Annotated in this window: 21 protein-coding genes; 20 read left to right on the top strand and 1 reads right to left on the bottom strand. The window is 39.1% G+C overall.

What is annotated here, in order from left to right; all coding sequences use genetic code 11:
- The 8 genes from FCS21_RS11255 to FCS21_RS11295 all read left to right on the top strand — a co-directional run.
- A partial coding sequence (locus FCS21_RS11255) for a DMT family transporter (protein ID WP_171035688.1) occupies positions 1-254 on the top strand: 254 nt, incomplete at its 5' end.
- A 9-nt stretch (positions 255-263) separates the two neighbouring features.
- Positions 264-716: a DMT family transporter gene (locus tag FCS21_RS11260; protein ID WP_138623431.1), complete on the top strand. Its 453-nt coding sequence runs from the start codon at positions 264-266 to the stop codon at positions 714-716.
- A 544-nt stretch (positions 717-1,260) separates the two neighbouring features.
- Complete coding sequence (locus FCS21_RS11265; protein WP_246047196.1) at positions 1,261-1,671, top strand: DUF2141 domain-containing protein; 411 nt, start codon at positions 1,261-1,263, stop codon at positions 1,669-1,671.
- Positions 1,672-1,995: 324 nt separating this feature from the next.
- Complete coding sequence (locus FCS21_RS11270; protein WP_138623435.1) at positions 1,996-2,409, top strand: group II truncated hemoglobin; 414 nt, start codon at positions 1,996-1,998, stop codon at positions 2,407-2,409.
- A gap of 90 nt (positions 2,410-2,499) precedes the next feature.
- Positions 2,500-2,961 carry a GNAT family N-acetyltransferase gene (locus tag FCS21_RS11275; RefSeq protein WP_138623437.1) on the top strand — a complete coding sequence of 154 codons (462 nt, stop codon included), beginning with the start codon at positions 2,500-2,502 and terminating at the stop codon, positions 2,959-2,961.
- 160 nt (positions 2,962-3,121) lie between these two features.
- Positions 3,122-3,439 (top strand): DMT family transporter, encoded by a 318-nt coding sequence (locus FCS21_RS11280; RefSeq protein ID WP_138623439.1) that lies wholly within the window; start codon positions 3,122-3,124, stop codon positions 3,437-3,439.
- A 457-nt stretch (positions 3,440-3,896) separates the two neighbouring features.
- Positions 3,897-4,514 (top strand): hypothetical protein, encoded by a 618-nt coding sequence (locus FCS21_RS11290; protein WP_138623441.1) that lies wholly within the window; start codon positions 3,897-3,899, stop codon positions 4,512-4,514.
- A 174-nt stretch (positions 4,515-4,688) separates the two neighbouring features.
- Positions 4,689-5,897 (top strand): porin, encoded by a 1,209-nt coding sequence (locus tag FCS21_RS11295; protein WP_138623443.1) that lies wholly within the window; start codon positions 4,689-4,691, stop codon positions 5,895-5,897.
- A gap of 127 nt (positions 5,898-6,024) precedes the next feature.
- Here the strand turns inward: FCS21_RS11295 and FCS21_RS11300 are convergent, their stop codons facing one another.
- A complete protein-coding gene (locus tag FCS21_RS11300; protein ID WP_171035690.1) occupies positions 6,025-6,804 on the bottom strand; it encodes a helix-turn-helix domain-containing protein in 780 nt (259 codons plus the stop codon).
- A 112-nt stretch (positions 6,805-6,916) separates the two neighbouring features.
- Here FCS21_RS11300 and FCS21_RS11305 point away from each other — a divergent pair, with 112 nt between their 5' ends.
- The 12 genes from FCS21_RS11305 (at position 6,917) to FCS21_RS11360 (ending at position 21,044) form a co-directional block, all read left to right on the top strand.
- Positions 6,917-8,164, top strand: a complete 1,248-nt coding sequence (locus tag FCS21_RS11305) for an MFS transporter (RefSeq protein ID WP_138623445.1) — start codon at positions 6,917-6,919, stop codon at positions 8,162-8,164.
- 255 nt (positions 8,165-8,419) lie between these two features.
- A complete protein-coding gene (gene paeA, locus FCS21_RS11310) occupies positions 8,420-9,715 on the top strand; it encodes a polyamine export protein PaeA (protein WP_138623447.1) in 1,296 nt (431 codons plus the stop codon).
- A gap of 267 nt (positions 9,716-9,982) precedes the next feature.
- Positions 9,983-11,875 (top strand): biosynthetic arginine decarboxylase, encoded by a 1,893-nt coding sequence (gene speA, locus FCS21_RS11315; protein ID WP_171035694.1) that lies wholly within the window; start codon positions 9,983-9,985, stop codon positions 11,873-11,875.
- Complete coding sequence (gene speB, locus FCS21_RS11320; RefSeq protein ID WP_138623451.1) at positions 11,876-12,880, top strand: agmatinase; 1,005 nt, start codon at positions 11,876-11,878, stop codon at positions 12,878-12,880.
- A gap of 153 nt (positions 12,881-13,033) precedes the next feature.
- Entirely contained in the window at positions 13,034-13,279 is a 246-nt protein-coding gene (locus FCS21_RS11325; RefSeq protein ID WP_138623453.1) for a DUF6868 family protein, read from the top strand.
- A gap of 106 nt (positions 13,280-13,385) precedes the next feature.
- Positions 13,386-15,509, top strand: a complete 2,124-nt coding sequence (locus FCS21_RS11330; RefSeq protein WP_138623455.1) for a TonB-dependent receptor — start codon at positions 13,386-13,388, stop codon at positions 15,507-15,509.
- Positions 15,510-15,750: 241 nt separating this feature from the next.
- Positions 15,751-16,062, top strand: a complete 312-nt coding sequence (locus FCS21_RS11335; RefSeq protein ID WP_138623457.1) for an MliC family protein — start codon at positions 15,751-15,753, stop codon at positions 16,060-16,062.
- Positions 16,063-16,116: 54 nt separating this feature from the next.
- Positions 16,117-16,308, top strand: coding sequence for a DUF3185 family protein (locus FCS21_RS11340; protein WP_138623459.1), 192 nt, complete (start codon positions 16,117-16,119; stop codon positions 16,306-16,308).
- A gap of 314 nt (positions 16,309-16,622) precedes the next feature.
- A complete protein-coding gene (locus FCS21_RS11345) occupies positions 16,623-17,204 on the top strand; it encodes a MarC family protein (protein WP_246047198.1) in 582 nt (193 codons plus the stop codon).
- A 99-nt stretch (positions 17,205-17,303) separates the two neighbouring features.
- Entirely contained in the window at positions 17,304-18,506 is a 1,203-nt protein-coding gene (locus tag FCS21_RS11350) for a cation:proton antiporter (protein ID WP_138623464.1), read from the top strand.
- An 88-nt stretch (positions 18,507-18,594) separates the two neighbouring features.
- A complete protein-coding gene (locus FCS21_RS11355; RefSeq protein ID WP_171035691.1) occupies positions 18,595-20,349 on the top strand; it encodes a SulP family inorganic anion transporter in 1,755 nt (584 codons plus the stop codon).
- Positions 20,350-20,378: 29 nt separating this feature from the next.
- The gene (locus tag FCS21_RS11360) at positions 20,379-21,044 is read left to right on the top strand and encodes a YoaK family protein (RefSeq protein WP_138623466.1); all 666 of its coding nucleotides are present in this window, start codon (positions 20,379-20,381) and stop codon (positions 21,042-21,044) included.
- Positions 21,045-21,094 lie beyond the last annotated feature (50 nt).

Consider the following 21,094-nt stretch of genomic DNA (forward strand, 5'->3'; position numbering starts at 1 on the left):
CATTTTTTGCCCAGCCTTCTTGGACACTGCTTGGCGGAATATTAGGGCTAATATATGTTGTGATTCTAACTATTACGGCGCCAGCAATAGGTATCGCGATGACCATGATCGGGATTTTAACCGGCCAAGTGGCGAAGAGCTTACTCATTGATCACTTTGGCTTATTTGCTAGTCAACCGCGACCAATTGACCGAAAGCGCCTTATCGCACTGGGATTTATCGTAGCAGCACTTATGTTAATAGCACAAGGTTAAGGGGGAGTGATGACATTTATTATGATTATGTTGGCGGTCATCGGTGGCGCAACATTGAGTATTCAAGCGGCAATTAATGGACAACTTGGCAGTAAAGTTGGCGTATTTCGTTGTGCCTTTTTAACCTTCTCGTTAGGTGCCTTGGTGACAGGTCTGCTTATTTTTTATTTTGAACCTGCGCATTCGTTAACTTTACTCGAGGTACCTAAATGGCAGTTGCTAGGCGCGATGTGCGGCGTACCCTACATAGTTATTATGGTGTTTGCGGTGCAAAAAATTGGTACAGCGGTAGCAACGGTAGCGGTTATTTTTGGGCAACTGTTAATGAGCATGTTAATCGATAATTTCGGCTGGTTCGGCAATGACGCGATAGTGTTTTCGCCAAGTAGAATAGCGGCCGTTATCTGCTTAGGTATTGCGCTGTACTATATCCATGCCAGTAACCAAAACAGCTTGGAATAAAGCTAAAAAACTTATGTTTATTTTTTATTTATAAACAGTCAGTTACTAAACATGCCACCCATAATGAAATAGACACTTTATTATGGGTGGCATGATACGTTTTTCTTTATCGGGATCAGTGAAGTGGCATAGTAAGCTTCCTAAAATACATAACTATTTTGAGCTTTTTGTGGGCATTGTTGGTATTCTTACTATATGTCCAGCTGGAGTACTCACAGAAGTTTTTGGCACAAGCCAAATTGTCTGGTTTTCTTGATTAAGAGTAGCCATGCTTATTGAGTAGTGAAAGTTAGCAGGGGTTTGCAAGTCGTACAAAAAAAGTTGGTTTTTATTCGTACCCACTAACGTATAGCCAACGATTTTTAGCCGCTTAAAAGGGGGGAGGCGTCAGAAGCGTATCCTGCCAAACCAAGGAGAGAGTGCTATTGAGCAATTAATGAGAGAATCAATTAATCGGCAGTCTGCGTTGGCATCGACTGCTAGGCATCCGGTGACGCGGTTTCCTGTGGGGATCCGTTGTGTAGCATTGTCGGCAGTGCTAGTATTGGCGAATCTTCCTGCCATGGTATTTGCCGAATCATCGTGCTCCGGAATTCAAGTGACAATTCCGAACATTAAAAACAGCACGGGGGCTGTAGCTTGTGCGCTTTTCGAATCGTCATCGGGTTTCCCGACTGAATTTTTGCACTCTGCGACTAATATAGTGATGATAAAAATTCGAGATACGCAGGCACGTTGCAACTTTTTAGATATCCCTCCGGGAACGTATGCGTTGGCAGTTATTCATGATGAAAACAAGGACGGCAAACTTGGAACTAACTTTCTAGGGGTCCCCACTGAAGGTTATGGTTTTTCAAACGGCGCAGAAGCCTCGATGAGTGCCCCTTCGTTTGAGGCCGCCAGATTTTCGTATGACGGGCAAAATCTTGATCTGACAATTAGATTGACCTATTGAGCGACTTCTGCGTGAATAGCGTAGCATTTTTTCAATCTAGCACGACCATTAAGAGTTTGCCATGCCTAACAAATCGTTACCGTGGAATTCTTATGATACGTTTTACTGAGAATTTTACCTAGGTGAGTTGATTTGGAACCTAATTGCTCTTATATTATGTCTAAGTCAATGAAATATATGTTATATTTTATCATTCTAGCCGTTTTATTATATTGTTGACACATAGAGTATGGCTTTGGTTTGTCAAACTAACCCAAGTATAGAGGCTAGCACCTCGTGGAGAGTCATGGTGTCTAAGTGAATAATGATATTTAGGTTTAATTTATGAATTTTAGCAGTTGTGAGTATGGCGTAGGAGACAACTCTTACGTGATGGCAGGAAAGTTACCGGGTATTACTCAACTCGTTGATGAGTTTTATCGTAATATGGATACTTTTTCTGAATCAAAAAAAATTAGGGATATGCATTCGAGTGATTTATCTGAATCTGGAAAAAAGTTAGCTTATTTTTTGTCTGGCTGGCTTGGCGGACCCAAATTATATGCTGAGCATTACGGGCGTATCAATATTCCGCAAGCACATAAGCATTTATCAGTAGGTGTTGAAGAAAGTGAAGCATGGCTATTGTGTATGGAAAAAGCCATAGAGAAACAACCTTATGAAGCTGCGTTTAAAGTGTATTTACTTGAACAATTAAGAGTTCCTGCAGAAAGAATTAGAATGGTGTCAGGCACCTAGCAACACTAACAAACACCTTAATAAGCCGGTTAACAAGTCAAATAACCTTGGGGGTTGCTCCTGCGCTGCTTAACGCGACAGTAAAAGTCTATGGAAATTATTGAGTATTCATCAAGTCGAGCAAAACAAGTCGCGGATCTGTTTTATATGTCAGTTCATGCTATCGACTCATTAATTTACGGCCAAGCGCAAAAAAATGCTTGGGCTGCCTATCCCATTGATTATGGTGCTTGGCAGAATAGGCTTGCGCTGACAAAACCCTACCTACTGTTAATTGATGACGAGGTTGCCGGCTTTATTGAGTTAGCGCCTGATGGGCATATACATTGCCTTTATGTTTCACCTGTATGCCAGCGAAAAGGCGTAGCAACGGCGTTACTACATCATGTGTTCTGCGTTGCTAACAAGCTTGGTATCAAGCAGTTATATGTAGAGGCATCATTCATCGCTAAACCGCTGTTTGAAAAGTTTGGTTTTTTACTACAACATGAAAACAACGTCGTCAGGAATACGGTTGTATTAGTTAACTTTACGATGAGTAAACGGTTATAGCGCTAATAATATGACCCTAATAAGTTACTCTACAGAGTTTACACAGCGGGGTTACTCCGAAAAATGTAAAGTAAGAGTTAAATTCGTGCTTAAGCTGACTTAACTGATTATAATTCTCCTCCTTTGTAATTGTTAAATGTTTAGTCAAGGTAGAATAACGATGGCTTGGATATATTTGGTACTCGCTGGGCTTTTTGAAATTGGTTGGCCGATTGGCTTAAAGCTAGCGCAAGACGATAAGACGCGTATTATGGGGTTGACCATTGCGGTAGTTTTTATCGCAGCGAGTGGTTTTCTGCTGTGGTTGGCACAAAAACAAATTCCTATTGGCACCTCGTATGCGGTATGGACCGGGATTGGCGCAGCAGGTACTTTTATTGTTGGCGTGATTTTTTATGGCGATCCCGCAAGTTTAGGTCGTTACTTAGGGATTATGTTAATTATATTGGGTGTCGCTACCTTAAAATTATCGCATTAATCTATAGCGCCAATACAGGTCAACTAACATACGATAAAGCCGCGTAGCTAGCTACGCGGCAACTTAGTTTGTTTTATCTGCTTGTGGCGTTTCTGAGCGAAATACCGCTACTGAAACATCAAAAACTTAACGTTCGTTCTCACTGGCAATGTCAATATCTCCGGGACCGGTTAATATGATTATTGTCTCTTCAGGAGCAAGTTATGGTATACGTAAAACTTTTTCACTTTTTTCTTGGTCTGTCTTAGGTGATAAAGTATCAAGACTTCTAAACAGTGAGTTTAGGTTAAAACTTTTTAATCAATTCATGGGGGGGTATTAATTTTTACGGCGAGTTTTTTACTTTACGCTCAATTTAGTTAACGTGATAAAATGTCTAACAAGGCTAGCAAACTTGCTTTTTAGTAAGGTTGGTATAAGGGATTTACATCAAAATTCAGGTGAAAAAATTATATAAATGAACAGTAAGCGCATACATCAAATTATTGGACTGTTTTTAGTTTTCCCTGTAATTGGCTGGACATTAACAGGAATATTTTTCTTTATTAAACCTGGCTATCAGCAGGCATATGATCAGTTATCGGTCAAAACTTATCCGATAGAAAAATCATTTATTATCCCAGAATCTCAAGAGTGGACAGAGGTTAGGTTATTAAAAACCATACTTGGTTATCATTTACTTGTTAAAACTGCTGAAGGCTTTGAACATTTAGACCCTATAACGCTCAAATCAAAAGCAGTCCCGACGAGTGAAGAACTCCGCTCACTTTTCAATGATTCATTTTTAAAAAATTCAGAGCGGTATGGGTATGTCATCTCTAGTGATAGTGTCAATGTTATTACTAATAAAGGCATAGAAGTGGCACTTAATTGGGATAGGTTAACGCTAAGGCAAAGCGGAGAAGACACCAAATGGATAAACACATTATATAAAGTACATTACTTACAATGGACACCTTATAAAAGTATAAATCAATATATGGGTACCGTTGGTTTATTATTGTTAATGATATTAACTCTATTGGGTGTGAAGATTTATATATCTGGTAGCGTTAAAAATAGGCATATACCCTAACGCGGTCAAACATCGTACAACTTCTGCATAATAGCGCAATAATTAGTGGATTTGTCGCTAGATCGTAACTATTTAGGTTGGATGTCCTAGTCAATTATTTGTTAGAATAAATGATCCCATTATTTTGACAAGAGACTAAGCGAAGCTTACTCAAACAACCAGATAGAGATTTACATGAATAAAACCTTAGTTGCAGCATGGCTTTCGACGATTGTTATCGTCCCCACAGTATCTGCAATCGAAATTTATAAAGATGAGACTAATGCCGTTGCAATTGGTGGTTTTATCGACGCGCGTATTATTAATACTCAAGATACAACTGAAGTGGTTAACGGAGCTTCTCGTATTAACTTTGCTTTTAGTCGTCAGTTAAAAAATGATTGGCAAGCTTATGCCTTGCTTGAATGGGGAGTTAACCCCGTAGGCAGTACCGATATTGTTTATAACAATCGCTTTGAATCGATTCAAGACGAGTTTTTCTATAACCGTCTTGGTTATGTCGGTTTGTCTCACGAAAAGTACGGCAGCATCACCCTTGGTAAGCAATGGGGCGCTTGGTATGACGTGGTCTACAGCACAAACTATGGTTTTGTCTGGGATGGTAACACCGCCGGTGTTTACACATACAACAAAGACGACGGTGCGGTAAATGGCGTGGGACGTGGTGATAAAACGTTGCAATATCGTAATAGCTTTGGTGATCTAAGCTTTACTGTACAAACTCAGCTTAAAAATAACACTTTTTTCACTTGTGATAATGAAAATATTACAGCAAGGGACTGTGAACGATTACTGGCAACAGGCTCTGATGCTGCACAACAAGTTGACTATAATTACACTTATGGTGGCGCGGTAACCTATCAAGCAACCGATAAACTGGTATTAACAGCGGGTATGAACCGGGGTGAGTTTGATGTGACCTTTGGTAGTGGGAGAACATCCACTGCTGTTGATCTTATTTACGGTATGGGTGTCACCTGGGGTAACTTTAAAGACAACGGCTTTTATGCCGCGATAAACGTCAACAAAAATGAAAATCATGATACCGATAATATCGGTCGTTTAATTGATAAGGCCGTTGGTCTAGAATCATTGTTTTCATACCAATTTGATAATGAGATGCGTACTTTTGTCTCGTACAATATTTTAGATGCGGGCAATAATTACGTTATTCAGCCTAATTTTAATGCCGACCCAAATGATAATTTTAAGCGCCAATTCGTGGTAGTAGGCCTACATTATATGTTTGACGCTGCTACCGTTGTTTATGTTGAAGCTCGTCGTGATTACAGCGACTTCACTAGCGCGGACAAGGAGCAACAAGCCAGAATGGAATTATCTGAAGATCACGGCATTGCTATTGGTATTCGCTATACTCTTTAAGCTAAACTGTTGCGCTTTTTAATTGAAAAAAACGCAACACACTCATCTCATGCTCATGCCTTTTGTCGGTATTCTCAATGCCGATAAAAGGCGATATGTTGCAGCAATGGCGTCGTTTTATTCACAGTTAACTTTTACTGTATTGCATTGGTGGTTTACCAAGCATTTTTTTAAAAAAGACTATAAATGCGCTAACTGACTCATAACCCAATTCATCGGCAATTATTTGTATCGGTTTTTTTTCATCTAACATTTGTAGCGCTAAAATCAGATGTAACTGCCTCTTCCAATGTCCAAACGTTGTACCGATATTTTTTCTTACTAATCGTGTAAAAGTTCTTTCACTCATCGAGTAGTGCGTGGCCCATTGTGCAATAGTTTGTCGATCATTGGGATGCGCTAATAAATGATGAGCAAGTTCATTTAACTTTTCGTGTTTTGGGATGGAAAAATCAAACTGTTTCTTTGTCATTTGGCTGATCTGATATAAAAGCACATCAGCTAATTTTTGTGTTTCACTATTTTCTACATAAAATTGATCTTGTTGTGTTAGGTGTATTATTAGCTCTTTAATTAAAGGAGATATAGTGATGGTATGAATTTCATCTGGCATACCAATGACATCAGGTGGTACAAATAGCATACAAACCCTAGCGTCAGAGGGGATCTTAATACTGTGAGGTTCATTGCTTGGTATCCAAATGCCGCAATTGACAGGCACCATCGAGATAGCATTAATTAATGTACAAGTAATTAATCCTTCCAGTGGTACAACAAGTTGACACTTTACATGCGTATGTATAGGTGTTTCATGCACCTTATGCATATTGGTGAGATCTAAAGCAATTGGATGCATAGGATAGCTATCACTATTGAAGGCTTCAAATTGACTGTGTAATGTTTTCATCAATGTTTTTCATTATTTAATTGACCGTTTTTAACGATAATTAGTCAGTATATCGCAATTAATCTGGTTTTAATTAATATATCATCATTTTATTTACGATTACGTAGGTATTATGACAAATAACACTCCCTTAAAAACAAACACCAATACCTTCGTATTACTCGCCGGAATATTATTCATTGCCTTATGTTTAAGAGGTTTAATAACCGGCGTTGCGCCAGTCATGGAGTTTATTAAAATACAATTTCATCTAGATACTGTGCAATTAAGTCTGTTGACAGAACTCCCATTGATCGCATTTGCCGTTATTTCACCTTTTGCTTCACGTTTAGGCTTGAGTGTTGGTGTTGAAAAAACGTTATTCTTGGCGCTTATTTTAATGATACTTGGTAGTTTTATTCGTGCGACTAATTCCCCGCTACTTCTGTTTGCTGGCACCGCTTTAATCGGTATTGGTATTGCGCTAGCAAATGTGTTGGTACCTGGATTATTAAAACGTAATTTCGCCAATCATATTACCTCAGTTACTTCTGCTTATGTGTTGATGATGGGAATTGGCGCAACCGCCAGTGCAGGAGTCACTGTGCCTATTGCTTTGATGGCTGACTCAGGACACTTGCCATTATCTGGATGGGCACTTTCACTAATATGCTTAGCGTTACCATCGCTGATTGCTTTAATAATATGGATACCACAAGTTAAATCAGCGAGTAAGTTACCGGCGATTGAATCTAGCAATATTCATAAATACATGTGGAAATCTAAGCAAGCTTGGGCAGTATCTGTGTTCCTTGGTTTAAATTTTGTTCTTATGTATATATTTATTGCATGGCTTCCAGCAATGCTTAGTAATAGCGGTTATTCAGAGCAAGATGCTGGCATTATTTATGGCTTTTTTCAGTTTGCTACTATCATTCCCGCCTTTATATTACCTATCTTAACGAAGTGGATTGCGAATAAAAAAATAGTAGCAATCATGTTTATAAAAATAGCGCTATTGGGGATTTTAGGACTGGTGCTATTACCTACTTTTTCTACACTATGGACTGCTTTGATTGGCTTTGGCACAGGGGGCGGTTTAATTATCGCGATGTCGCTACTAAGCCTTAAAACAAGCAGCAGTGAGCAAGCCTCTACTTTATCTGGAATGGCTCAATGTGTTGGCTATAGTATTGCCGCATTAGGTCCCATTTTTATTGGTTCGTTACAGTCAATAACGGGTAGCTGGCAAGTACCACTTTTATGTTGCTTATTCATCGGGTTTCTATGGTGCTATTTCGCTTATATAGCGGTTGATGAAACACCTATTGCAGAGATCTCAAACGAAGATAATGCGGTTACTTCTTTACCAGGCCTGTGATGTCTACAACAGTCTAATCATTGATTAATACCGTTTACTCTCACAAACTACTTATATTTTTTAATGATATATTTCTCTTCTTATTCAATAGCTTAATTAAATTAAGCAAGCTAGATTTAATATTTTAAAAAATAACCATTGTCGAACATGAAACTCGCTCTATAATGCGCGTGATTTTTCTGCTGGAAAGTGTGTTATACAGGTGTTAAATAGCCATCAATGATGGTGGCTACATTGTGATGAAAGGGTTGTAAAATGAGTGATGTGTTGAGCATTGTTTTATTAATAGTAGCGGGTGCCGTATTTGCTATGTCTGAGATTTCGATTGCAGCCGCTAGGAAGATAAAGCTGCGAGTTATGGCAGATGAAGGTAACCCTAAAGCGCTTGAAGTGATTGAATTGCAACAGCAACCGGGTAATTTTTTTGCGATGATGCAAATCGCCTTAAATGGTATTTCTATTCTTGGTGGCATTATTGGTGAGCAAGCGTTAACGCCTTATATTCGTCAGATGATTAGCGTGTTTTATCAAGGACCACTATTGGCTGAAGTGAGCTTTATGCTTTCTTTTATTTGTTTGACGTCTTTATTTATTCTGTTTGCGGATTTATTACCTAAACGTTTAGCTATTATCATGCCTGAAGCGGTGGCAATTCGTATTGTCTCCTTAATGCGTTGGGTAACTTTTTTATTGATGCCAGCCGTGTATTTTTTTAACGGTCTGACGAATATTATGTTACGTTTATTTGGTGTTCCTACCGAGCGTACCGAGTTAGTGACCACGGAAGATATTATCGCGATGATGGATGCGGGTGCGGAAGATGGCACTTTACAAAAACAAGAATATCAATTAATTGGTAATGTATTTGATTTAGAAGTGAGCACTATTGGTAGTGTGATGACGCCGCGAGACCAAATTATATTTTTTGATTTGGATGACAGTAGTGATGATATTAGCCAAAAAATTATTGAACAACCACATAATAACTTTTTAGTGTGTGATGGTGGTTTAGATAAAATTTGTGGCAGTATCGAGTCTAAAGAAATTTTACGGTTGGTATTAAAAGGTGAGCTTGCGCAAATTAACCCTACACAAGTAGATAAAGACTTATTCTATTTACCAGAAACCTTAACACTTTCTGAAGCGTTAAATGCGTTTAAAATAGCAACACAACCTTTTGCGGTGATTGTTAATGAATATGCGACTGTGGTGGGTATGGTCACGGTAAAAGATTTGTTGAGCAGCTTTATGGGTGAGTTGATCACGCATCAAGATGAGGAGCAAATTGTGCAAAGAGATGAGTCTTCATGGTTAATAGAAGGGTTAACGCCGATTAATGATGTGATGCGTTGTTTATCGATTGAAGAATTTCCTGATCGTAATCAATACGAAACTATTGCCGGCTTTATCATTTATATTTTGAAACGTTTGCCTAAACGCACGGATCATTTTACGCATCAAGGTTATAAGTTTGAGGTGTTGGATCTTGAAGGTGTTCGGGTTGAACAAATCCTTGTCACTAAGTTAAATAAAGTAACTCAGTTAAAGTAGTTTGGTATAAATAAGCTAACTTAGCAGTAACTTAATATAAAAGATGAAACGAACAGATGAAACGAGCAGTAACGTTATTTAAAAACAGATGTGCGGTTTAGATGTTCAATTTTTTTTATCAATAAAACAAAAATTATTATCTAGACGTAATGGTTTTATTGACCAATAATCGGTACGATAAATTTGTGCCAGACTGTGATTTCAGCTTACTGAATCACCATTACCCCTAAATTATTGAGAGATTTAAATTTGCAACATACCACTGATATGGACCGCGTTCGAGCGGAATACAATGTTCGTTACTGGAGCCAGGGTTTTTATGGGATTAACGATCAAGGTGAGGTGTATGTCTCGCCACGCAGCGATAATGACCATCAGCTGGCCTTAAGTGATATCACCACACAACTGGCTGAACGTAACTTAAGCATGCCTGCTTTAGTGCGTTTCCCACAAATATTACACCAACGTGTACACAATATTTGTGATGCTTTTAATCAAGCCATTAAAGAAGTGAATTATGAAAATCGTTATTTGCTGGTGTACCCGATTAAAGTTAATCAGCAAAAAGAAGTCGTTGATGAAATATTAGCGAGCCAAGCAGATTTAGAACATAAACAATTAGGTCTTGAAGCCGGTAGTAAACCTGAATTATTAGCGGTACTAGCGCTGGCGCATAAAGCGAGTTCTGTCATTGTATGTAATGGTTATAAAGACAGAGAATACATTCGTTTAGCATTAATTGGTGAAAAATTAGGTCATAAAGTTTTGATCGTTTTAGAAAAACTGTCAGAGCTAGATTTAGTGCTTGAAGAAGCGCGTGCGTTAGGTGTTAAACCACGTATGGGCTTACGTATTCGTTTGGCATCACAAGGCGCGGGTAAATGGCAATCAAGTGGTGGTGAAAAATCTAAATTTGGTTTGGCGGCATCACAGGTATTAACGGTTGTTGAGCGCTTAACAGCAGAAAACCAACTAGATACATTACAGCTTGTGCACTTTCACTTAGGTTCACAAATGGCCAATATTCGTGATGTGCGTAATGGCGTCAGTGAAGCGGCACGTTTTTATTGTGAATTACGTACTATGGGCGTACCTCTGGATTATTTAGATGTAGGTGGCGGCTTAGCGGTAGATTATGACGGTACCCGTAGTCAATCACATAACTCAATGAATTATAGTTTAGCAGAATACGCACGTAACATTGTTATCACCATTAACGATATTTGTAACCTTTATGAGCAACCTAAACCAGCGATTATTTCTGAATCTGGTCGTTCATTAACAGCGCATCATGCGGTGTTAATCACTAATGTTATTGGTGCTGAAACGTACAAACCAGAAAATATTATTGCGCCTGAAGACAAAGCGTCTTTGTTATTGCAAAATATGTGGAACAACTGGACGCTATTATCAGGTGGTAGTGACGACCGTGCTTTAATAGAAATATATAACGATACACAAAGTGATATTGTTGAAGTGCATAATCAATTTGCTACCGGTGTTATTAGCCTGCAACAACGCGCTTGGGGTGAGCAAATTTCTTTACGTATTTATCACGAATTGAGCTTACAAATGAGCACTAAAAATCGTTTCCATCGTCCGATTTTAGATGACTTAAATGAACGATTAGCCGATAAGTTTTTTGTGAACTTTTCATTATTTCAATCATTGCCAGATGCCTGGGGAATTGATCAAGTATTCCCTATTTTACCGCTATCAAACTTGCAAAAAGCAGGTGAGCGTCGTGCGGTGTTATTAGATATCACCTGTGATTCAGATGGTGTTATCAACCAATATGTTGATGGTCAAGGCATTGAAACAACATTGCCAGTACCGGCTTGGACTAGTGACAAGCCGTATTTAATGGGCTTCTTCTTAGTGGGTGCTTACCAAGAAATATTAGGTGATATGCATAACCTCTTTGGTGATACGCACAGCGTAGTGGTGAATATGGACGAGCAGGGTGGATGGACGATAGACTCAATCGATGAAGGTGATACCGTTGAAGATGTGATGAAATATGTACATATTGACGTTGAAGCGATCCGTGATAATTACCGTGCGTTAGCCTCATCACGTATTTCTGTTGAAGAGCAGCAAAGTATTTTAGATGAATTGGAACAAGGTTTAGCGGGTTACACTTACTTAGAGGGTTTTTAAATGTCGGCTTCAGCTAACGATGCATTTAACAATGCAGATGGTAATGCCTTTAGCGATTTATTCACTAAAGAAGATTACTCGTTATATTCTAATGCGATGACGTTTATGCGTCGTCCTTTAGTGAAAAACCCTTTAGCGAAAGAGCCCGTGGCTCAAAGCGCTGACGTGGTGGTATTAGGTGTGCCTTTTGATATGGCAACCTCAGGCCGCTCTGGCGCTCGAATGGGACCCGATGCTATGCGCCGCGCATCGGTTAACTTAGCATGGGAAAGCAAAAAATTCCCTTGGGACTTTAAACTGTTTGACCATACTAAAGTTATTGATGCAGGCGATTTAGTATTTGATTGTGGCGATGCGCAAGATATGACCTTACGCCTTGAAGCAGCTGCGGATCAAATTCTAGCGAGCGGTAAAATGTTACTCAGTTTGGGTGGCGATCATTTTGTGACCTTACCTTTGTTGCGCGCTTATGCAAAACATCATGGTGAAATGGCGTTAATTCATTTTGATGCCCATACCGACACTTACAATAATGGCAGTTGTTATGATCATGGCACTATGTTTTACCATGCCCCTAACGAGGGCTTGATTGATCCCAAATCATCGGTGCAAATTGGTATTCGTACTGAATACAAACAGCAAGGTCATGGCTTTAATGTCATCAATGCGATGCAAGCTAATGATTTATCGGTTGAGCAAATTGTCTCGCAGGTAAAACAAATTGTTGGTGATAAACCGGTTTATTTGACCTTTGATATTGATTGCTTAGACCCCGCTTTTGCCCCTGGTACCGGTACGCCGGTATGTGGTGGCATCAGCTCTGATAAAGCGTTAAAAATTATTCGTGCATTGCAAGGTATTAACTTAGTTGGCATGGATGTGGTTGAGGTATCACCTGCGTACGATCAAAGTGAAATAACAGCACTTGCAGCAGCAACCATTGCCTTAGAGTTATTATATGTGTGGACGGCTAATAAGTTAGCGGTAACAACCACTACTGTTTAGTACCGGCATTGAATTCCCATAACTTATTGTGGGAATTCATGTTTTTATTAGCGTGGGTATTTACACATTGCTTTTATAGTATTAAAACCTTATAGCTGTAACCTTGTAGCGATCACGGTTAAATTTCAACACTAAGAGGAGTGTTTAATACTAATGGATATCAATGTCATTACTGCTTTTTTTGGCTGGTGTCTGCTAATAAATGTTGCTATTTATAGCCTGTCGACCTTATTACTTTTTACCTTTAATGACTGGATTATTAAGCTACACAGTAACATTTCAGGTGTTAATGCTTGCGAACTCCCACGGTTATATTTTCAATATTTAGCCCACTTTAAAATAGCGATCACGGTTTTCAGTTTAGTGCCTTATTTAGCTTTAAAATTACTTGTTAATTAGTGAGTGGCTTAGCTTACTATTTGCTAAAGTGTGACAATATGTCACAGGCTTTACACAGCACAACCCTATATAATTTATGTCATTTATAACAAGGACATAAATTATTATGAAAACAGAAAGAACGGTTCAATTTCAGTCTTTACTTTCCCCATTAGCGCTGTTAATTGGCGCTATATTAGCTCCCGTTACCTTTGCAAATGACAATGCATTAGAAGTCATAGAAGTGCAAGGTCATGCTCATAATACTCATTTAGCACTAGGCTCCTCTGAATCGATACTCAGTGAAGCAGGTGTTGATTTTTCAGCAGCCGGGGGCGTCTCTAATTTGCCGATTTTAAATGGCATGATGGGCGAGCGCATTAAAGTATTAGTTGATGGCGCTGATGTAACGGCCGCGTGTGCTAATCATATGAACCCGCCACTTTCTTATATTTCATCCAATCAAATATCCTCTTATAGTGTTGTCGCTGGCATTTCTCCGGTTAGCGCGGGCGGAGATAATATTGCTGGCGTTATTAATGTTAATTCCATTTCGCCTTTGTATAGCGAAAATAGTGAATTAGGTTTTCATTCTGGCTATGTATCGGCGCGCTATCGCTCTGTTGATAATGGCCGCTCGGTTGGTGTTGGTGCGCGTATGGCAAGCGATACCTTGAGCGTTAATTATCAAGGCGCTTTTACCGACGCAGACAGTTATGAAGATGGCAATGGCGATGTGGTACTTGATACTTTATACCGCTCACAAAACCATAGTTTAACGGCGGCAATGCGTGATGATAAACAGCAGCTTGTCGTCAAACTAACCCATCAAAAAATCCCTTATCAAGGCTTTGCTAATCAGTATATGGATATGGTTGATAACACCAGTTATGGTGTCGTTGCGCAGTACAAGCGTGATCTTGAAAATAGTGATTTTGAAGGTCAACTTAATTGGCATAGTGTAAAGCATGAAATGGGCTTTTTTACCCCTGAAAAAATGGGCATGATGCCAATGGAAACCGATGCTGAAGATATCAGTTATACCTTAAAATGGCGCCTAAACTTAAGCAACACCAGTACCTTATTATTAGGTCAAGAATACTTTGATTATCGCCTTGACGATTGGTGGCCAGCGGTTGAGGGGTCAATGATGATGGGACCCAATGATTACGTCAATATTAACAATGGCAAGCGACAACGTATTGCCGCCTTTGCAGAATATGAAAATCAATTAAATACGCAATGGTGGCTAAGTGCTGGTGTACGTGTTGAAAGTGTTCATACCGATGTCGATGACGTGCAGGGTTACAATAACGGTATGAGTGGCATGGATGTCAGTATGCCAATAGGGCCTAATAATACAACTGCCGCGACAGAGTTTAATGCCCTTGATAAAGACCGTGATGATACCTTAGTGGATGTTAGCTTACTATTAAGCTATCAAATGACTGATAACGATGAGTTACAGTTTGGTTTAGCGCGTAAAAACCGTGCTCCAAGCTTATACGAGCGATATAGTTGGGGTGTAAATAGCATGTCGACTCGAATGATTGGTTGGTATGGTGATGGTAACGGCTATATTGGTAATCCTGATTTAGAGGCTGAAACAGCACATACCTTTAGCGCGACTTATACCAAATCGGCCAAGGATGAGCGCTGGAATGTCAGTACTCACGTTTGGTATACCGAGGTAAGCGATTATATAGATGCTGATGTGGTGAGAAGTTTACTAGGCTCTGAGCCGGCGGCACAACGCAACGTACTACAGTTTACCAATGTTGATGCGACACTTTATGGTCTTAAAATTGATGCGCTTTACAACTTTTATGAATCAAGAGCGTTAGGAAAATGGCAATTAAAAGCAGGCGTTATTAATACTCGTGGCACACGAGACGATACTAACCAGCCTTTATATCAAATAAAACCGTTGCAAACTAAACTGGGTTTGCACCAAAAACTGGGCAAATTTGACAATTCACTCACATGGCAGTGGGTGGATACTAAAACACGTGTTGATGATAATCGCCTTGAAAACCAAACAGACAGTTATCAATTAGTGAACTTAAGTTCAAAAGTTACTGTGGACGCGTTAACCTTAAGTATTGAAGCGACTAATCTATTTGATCAATATTACCAGTTACCATTGGGCGGCGTTAGTGTTGCACAGTTTAAGCAAGATAATGCCAATGGTTTTGAGCAATTAGCAGGGCAAGGGCGCTCTATTAACATTGCTATGAGTTATGCTTTTTAAACGACACCGGTAAACCTTGCTACATTGGTAAGCTTTGGTAAGGCAAGCCCATCGTAATAACACTGTTACGTTGGGCTTTTAGTCGTTAAGCGCCCTCACATACTAAGTCACACTTAAGTAGTAGTAATCCGTTTGATATAAACCTTAACGCTTTGCTAATTATAGCTGTATCTTGTACCATCAAAAGCACAAGTAATAAAGTATTGATTACTAACAGACCTTTGATAAAGAGAGGTATATAATGAAAAAAATTGTATTAGTCATGTTAAGCATTAGCTTACTGAGTGCATGTAGCACTTCAGTGTTAAATAACACAATGTCTGAACGACAAGTTATATTTCATTGTAATAATGCAGAAATTTTGCAAGTTCGCTTTAATGCCAAAAAAGAACTGGCTACCTTGGTGCGTTATGGCGCAGAAATTGAGTTAGCTCAGCAACGAACTGGTTCTGGCTTCCTTTATAGTAATGGCCCCAACACCATCCGTGGTCAAGGTGATCAATTAACGGTTGAAATTGGTCGTATGATGCCGATTGAGTGTGTGGCAAAGTAGAGTTTACTAAAACCATACAATACAACCTTATAATAATAGGAAAAGGTAATTAACATGAATAATAGAATTATTGGTATTGTTCTTATTATTATCGGCGCCGTTTTAGCTACATGGGGCTACAATATTTATGATTCTGCTAGCGCACAGCTAAGTAGAGCATTGAATGGAGATACACCTATTGAGGCATTAGCGGCAATGGCTGGTGGTGTAATTGCCGTGTTAGTCGGTATGAGCAAATTAAAATAGCAACGTATAGCTATTGATGTCATTTCTTAAATACACGCCCTAGTATGCTAACAATTCACTATAGGGCTTATACCGATTCGTTATCTGAAGCAGTAAATAGACTTAAACGTTAAATAGAATTCATCTCCTCTAGTAATTATTAATTGTTAATGTTAACTACCCGCTTTAGCGCGTTTTCTTAAGTGCTGGCCTGTTTAGTCAATGAATTTTTTAGTTAATTATCACGAAGGCGTTTATTATAGCAATATACTTTTCCTTATTGAGGTTCCACCATAAATGATAGATTTTGTTGCCGTTTTTATTACTTTTTTGCCGTGATAGACCCTATTGGCACTGTACCTGTATTTATCGCTGTTACTGATAAATATGATCAAAAAACAAAACGCCGTGTCGCGTTGCTGGCCACCATTACCTCTGCCATTATTTTATTATTTTTTATCGTTGTTGGTGAAATAATGCTAACCGCTTTGTCTATCCCACTGCCTGCATTTCAAATATCTGGAGGTATTGTGTTGTTTTTATTCGCGCTCAATATGATCTTTGGTGAAAGCAAGCCAGAAGAAGAAATAAAATCTTTAGCGCTCTCACATACAGAAACCGCTATTTTTCCACTGGCAATACCTTCAATCGCTAGCCCTGGTGCAATGCTAGCAGCAGTACTGTTAACAGAAAATACGGTTTTTAGTGCTTGGGAGCAACTACAAACCGCGTTAGTAATGTTATCTGTTTTAGTGATTGTTTATATATTATTATTGCTTTCTGGTTTTATTAGCCGACTTATTGGTACCAGTGGTGCAAGTGTTATCAGTAGAGTCATGGGACTTATTCTTTCAGCTATTGCCACCACTAATATTCTTATTGGTCTTAATGAATATTATCAGTTAATGCAACCTTAGTGCATTTTTACTGATATTGTTATTGGGCTTTTATAAGCGTGTAGATTCATTGTTAATATTAACAATGCGTATAGAATAATTTTAGAGGGATTGACGTTAATGGAAGTGGGTGTTTTAGTTGTTTTTTTGGGTGTTTGTGGTTACGCAATGCTAGCGAAACGTTTGTCTTCAACCTTTATTTCAGCGCCCATGGTTTTTATCACCCTTGGTTTTGCTGTCTCGTACTTTAATATTTTACAGCTTAATGATTCTGAAGAAATCATCTATCTGATTGCCGAAGTAGCGCTTATTGTACTGTTATTTTTAGACGCCTCGCAGGTTAATCTTAAACACCTTAAACAGCAAAATGCGTTACCACTGCGTATGTTATTGCTTGGCCTGCCACTTGCAGTATTACTAGGTACGTTAGCAGGCATGTTATTTGTATCTCATTGGCCGATTACCCTTATTATTTTAACCGCGGCAATACTTGCGCCTACGGATGCGGCATTAAGTCAGGCAGTGATCTGTAATAAAACAGTTCCTGAAGATGTTCGGCAAACGTTATCCGTTGAAAGTGGTTTAAATGATGGCCTAGGTCTGCCAATAATTTTATTTTGTGCGAGCTTTTTAGCGATGCACGAGGCTGATTCTAGCTCTTATAGCCAATGGTTATGGTTTGGTGGTAGTCAAATTTTTATTGGCCTCTTCGCTGGCGTTATTATTGGTTGGAGTAGCGCACGACTGTTCTTGTATGCTGAGTCTCATAAACTGACCTCCAGTATTTACGAAGGTATTGCTATTCTAGCACTGACTGGCATAACCTACCTCAGCGCTAGCCTTTTAGGTGGTAATGGTTTTATCGCCGCTTTTATTGGCGGACTGACCTTTGGTAACAGAGTGAGAGGCCACTGCCGATTTATTTATAAATTTACCGAGTCTGATGCGCAAATGTTGGTGTGGGCGGCATTTACTATGATTGGTATTGGTTTGTTACCCCAGGCCATTGAACAGCTTACTTGGCCAATAGCGGGTTACCTATTAGTGAGCTTGTTTTTAGTCAGACCTCTTGCTATTTATATTTCGCTAATAGGCTCAAATACTAAAGTTATAACGCGTTTATTTATGGGCTGGTTTGGACCGAGAGGTTTGGCTACTGCGCTTTTTGCCTTATTAGTTTCTCATCAGATTTTACCCGAGTATAGCCAATCAATATTAGTTGTTGCTATTAATGCCGTATGGATAAGTACACTATTACACGGTTTATCCGCCGCTTTTTTAGCTAAGTGGTACGGTCGATTGATGCAAAGTCAAACTAAATAAAGTAATGAGTGACAAAACAGATAAATAAAAGTAAAAAGCTTTTCTAATCACGTTTTTGTTTTAGTCGATTTTTAATAAGGAAATAGTTGTGTTATTTCGTTTGTATAATTTTATGCCGGGTTTGAACATCTTGTTCAACTATGAAAAACAATGGTTTGCTGATGATGCTAAAGCTGCACTTTCAGTCACAGCCGTTGCCTTACCTGTTGCTATTGCTTATGCACAACTTACTGGTGTTAATGCGGTGGTTGGTTTGTATTCGTGCGTGTTACCTATGATTATCTATGCGTTATTTGGCACGTCTAAACAATTGATTGTCGGCCCTGATGCGGCAACTTGTGCCGTTATTGCTGCGGTCGTTACACCCTTAGCAGCGGGAGATAGTGTTAAGCATTGGCAATTAGTGATCACCATGACCGCCATGACAGGCTTTTGGTGTGTTATTGCAAGTCGTTTTAAGCTTGGCGTACTTGCTGACTTTTTATCTAAACCTATTCTAATGGGGCTGTTAAATGGTGTTGCTATTACCATTATTGTCAGTCAGTTTTCCAAAATTTTTGGCTTTACCTTTGACGAAAAATACTTACTTGAACGATTAGGAGGCGTGCCTGCTTATATTTCACAAGCACATGTACCTACGTTACTGATGGCATTATTTACCGTGAGTGTTTATTTTGTGATGAAACGTTTAAAGCCTACTTTTCCTGCGTCTATGTTTGCCATAGCCTTGGGCGCAATATCAGTATGGTTTTTTAATTTAGGGCAATTTGATGTCAAAACTATTGGTATTGTTGACGGCGGACTACCGTTATTTCAAGCACCTGAATTTAATGTCGGTATTATTCGTGAACTGGTAATGCCAGCACTTAACTTAGCGATAGTTAGCTTTGTTAGTATGATGCTAACCGCACGCAGCTTTGCAGCAAAAAATAGCTACGATATTGATGCGGATAAAGAGTTTATGGCGTTAGGTATGGCTAACTTTGCCTCTGCGTTATCACAAGGTTTTGCCGTTAGTGGCGCTGACTCTCGTACCGCAGTTAACGACGCTAATGGTGGCAAAACACAGTTAGTGTCAATTATGGCGGCTATTATTATTGCTATCATCGCTATATTTTTAACCGCGCCTTTAGAGTATATTCCTAGTGCGGCATTAGGTGTAGTACTGATTATTGCCTCGGTACATCTTTTAGACTTAAAAGCAGTATGGCGCTTAAGATTAAAAGATAGACAGGCATTTTACTTAACCTTAGTGACATTGCTAGCGGTGTTATTTATTGGGGTTATACCAGGGATTACCTTGGCGGTATTGCTGGGTTTATTTCAATTTATTCGCACAGTAATGCGACCCACTGACAATATTTTGGGTGTTGATATAAATGGCACCGTGAGAAGCTTAGATACCAGTGATAAAGCAAAAGCGGTAGACGGTATTTTTATTTATCGTTTTAATTCGCCATTAACCTACTTTAATTCTAGCTTTTTTAAACGCCGATTATTAGAGCAATATGCTCGACAAAAAGAGGATATTGACTGTGTGATTATTGATGCAGTACCGTGCTTTACTCATTTAGATTTGAGCGTTATGGCTATGTTAGCAGACTTAGATATTATTTTTAGAAAACGAGGCGTACGTTTAGAAATTGCTGGCAGAAAGCGTCAATTATTGGCGTGGTTTGCTAAGGCTGAAATCAAATCGGGTATTGAAGGTATCTACGTTCACTCTGACTTGTATTTAGCTTTGAGAAAAAATCAGCGTCAACATAATGCCGCACAAAAAGAGCTTAGCGATGAAACGACTAACGAGCAAGAATACACTAATGAAGCCATTATTGCGCTTTAAATAGTGCGCTAACAGCCAAAAGGAATATTGTGATTTCAAGGTTACCTCGGTGGGTAGAGTATGGTTCATTTATCATGGCATTGGTTGCAGGGCTGATTAACTCTGTTGGTCTGCTAGGCTTTAAACATCAGTCAGTTTCGCATTTATCGGGTACAGCAACGCAGCTAGGCGCGGGCGCTATTCATGCTAGCTTTTCTGATACGTTGCACTTAGCTTTTATTTTACTCAGCTTTGTTGTTGGCTCTGCTATATCAGGCTATTTTTTAAATAGCCGCTCGTTAAAGTTAGGTCGAAACTACAGTATTTTACTTGTTTTAGAAGCACTGTTTATTTTTGGAGCAATATACTTTTTATCTAATGGATCAGTGCAGGGGCATTATCTCGCTTCAGCAGCTTGTGGGCTACAAAATGCGTTAGCGACCACCTATAGTGGCGCAATTATTAGAACCACACATGTTACCGGTATTTTTACTGATATTGGCATTATGTTAGGTGCTAAGGTGCGCGGTGAAAGCTTTGATAAGCGTAAGGCGTTATTATTTATATTAATTATTTTAGGTTTTATTATTGGCGGTGGCTTTGGTGCTTATTTCTTTAGTCTTTTTCAGTTTAATGCGCTCCTTATTCCTGCCATTATTTGTTTATTATTGGCACTGTGCTATTTCTTTTATAATGAAAAGACGAGTCACCGTTAATAAACCCCATAACTGCTGATGTAGTTAACGAAGAAGCGGAAATGTATTGT

It is taken from the genome of Colwellia ponticola (genome assembly GCF_005885605.1).
Classification (GTDB): Bacteria; Pseudomonadota; Gammaproteobacteria; order Enterobacterales; family Alteromonadaceae; genus Colwellia; species Colwellia ponticola.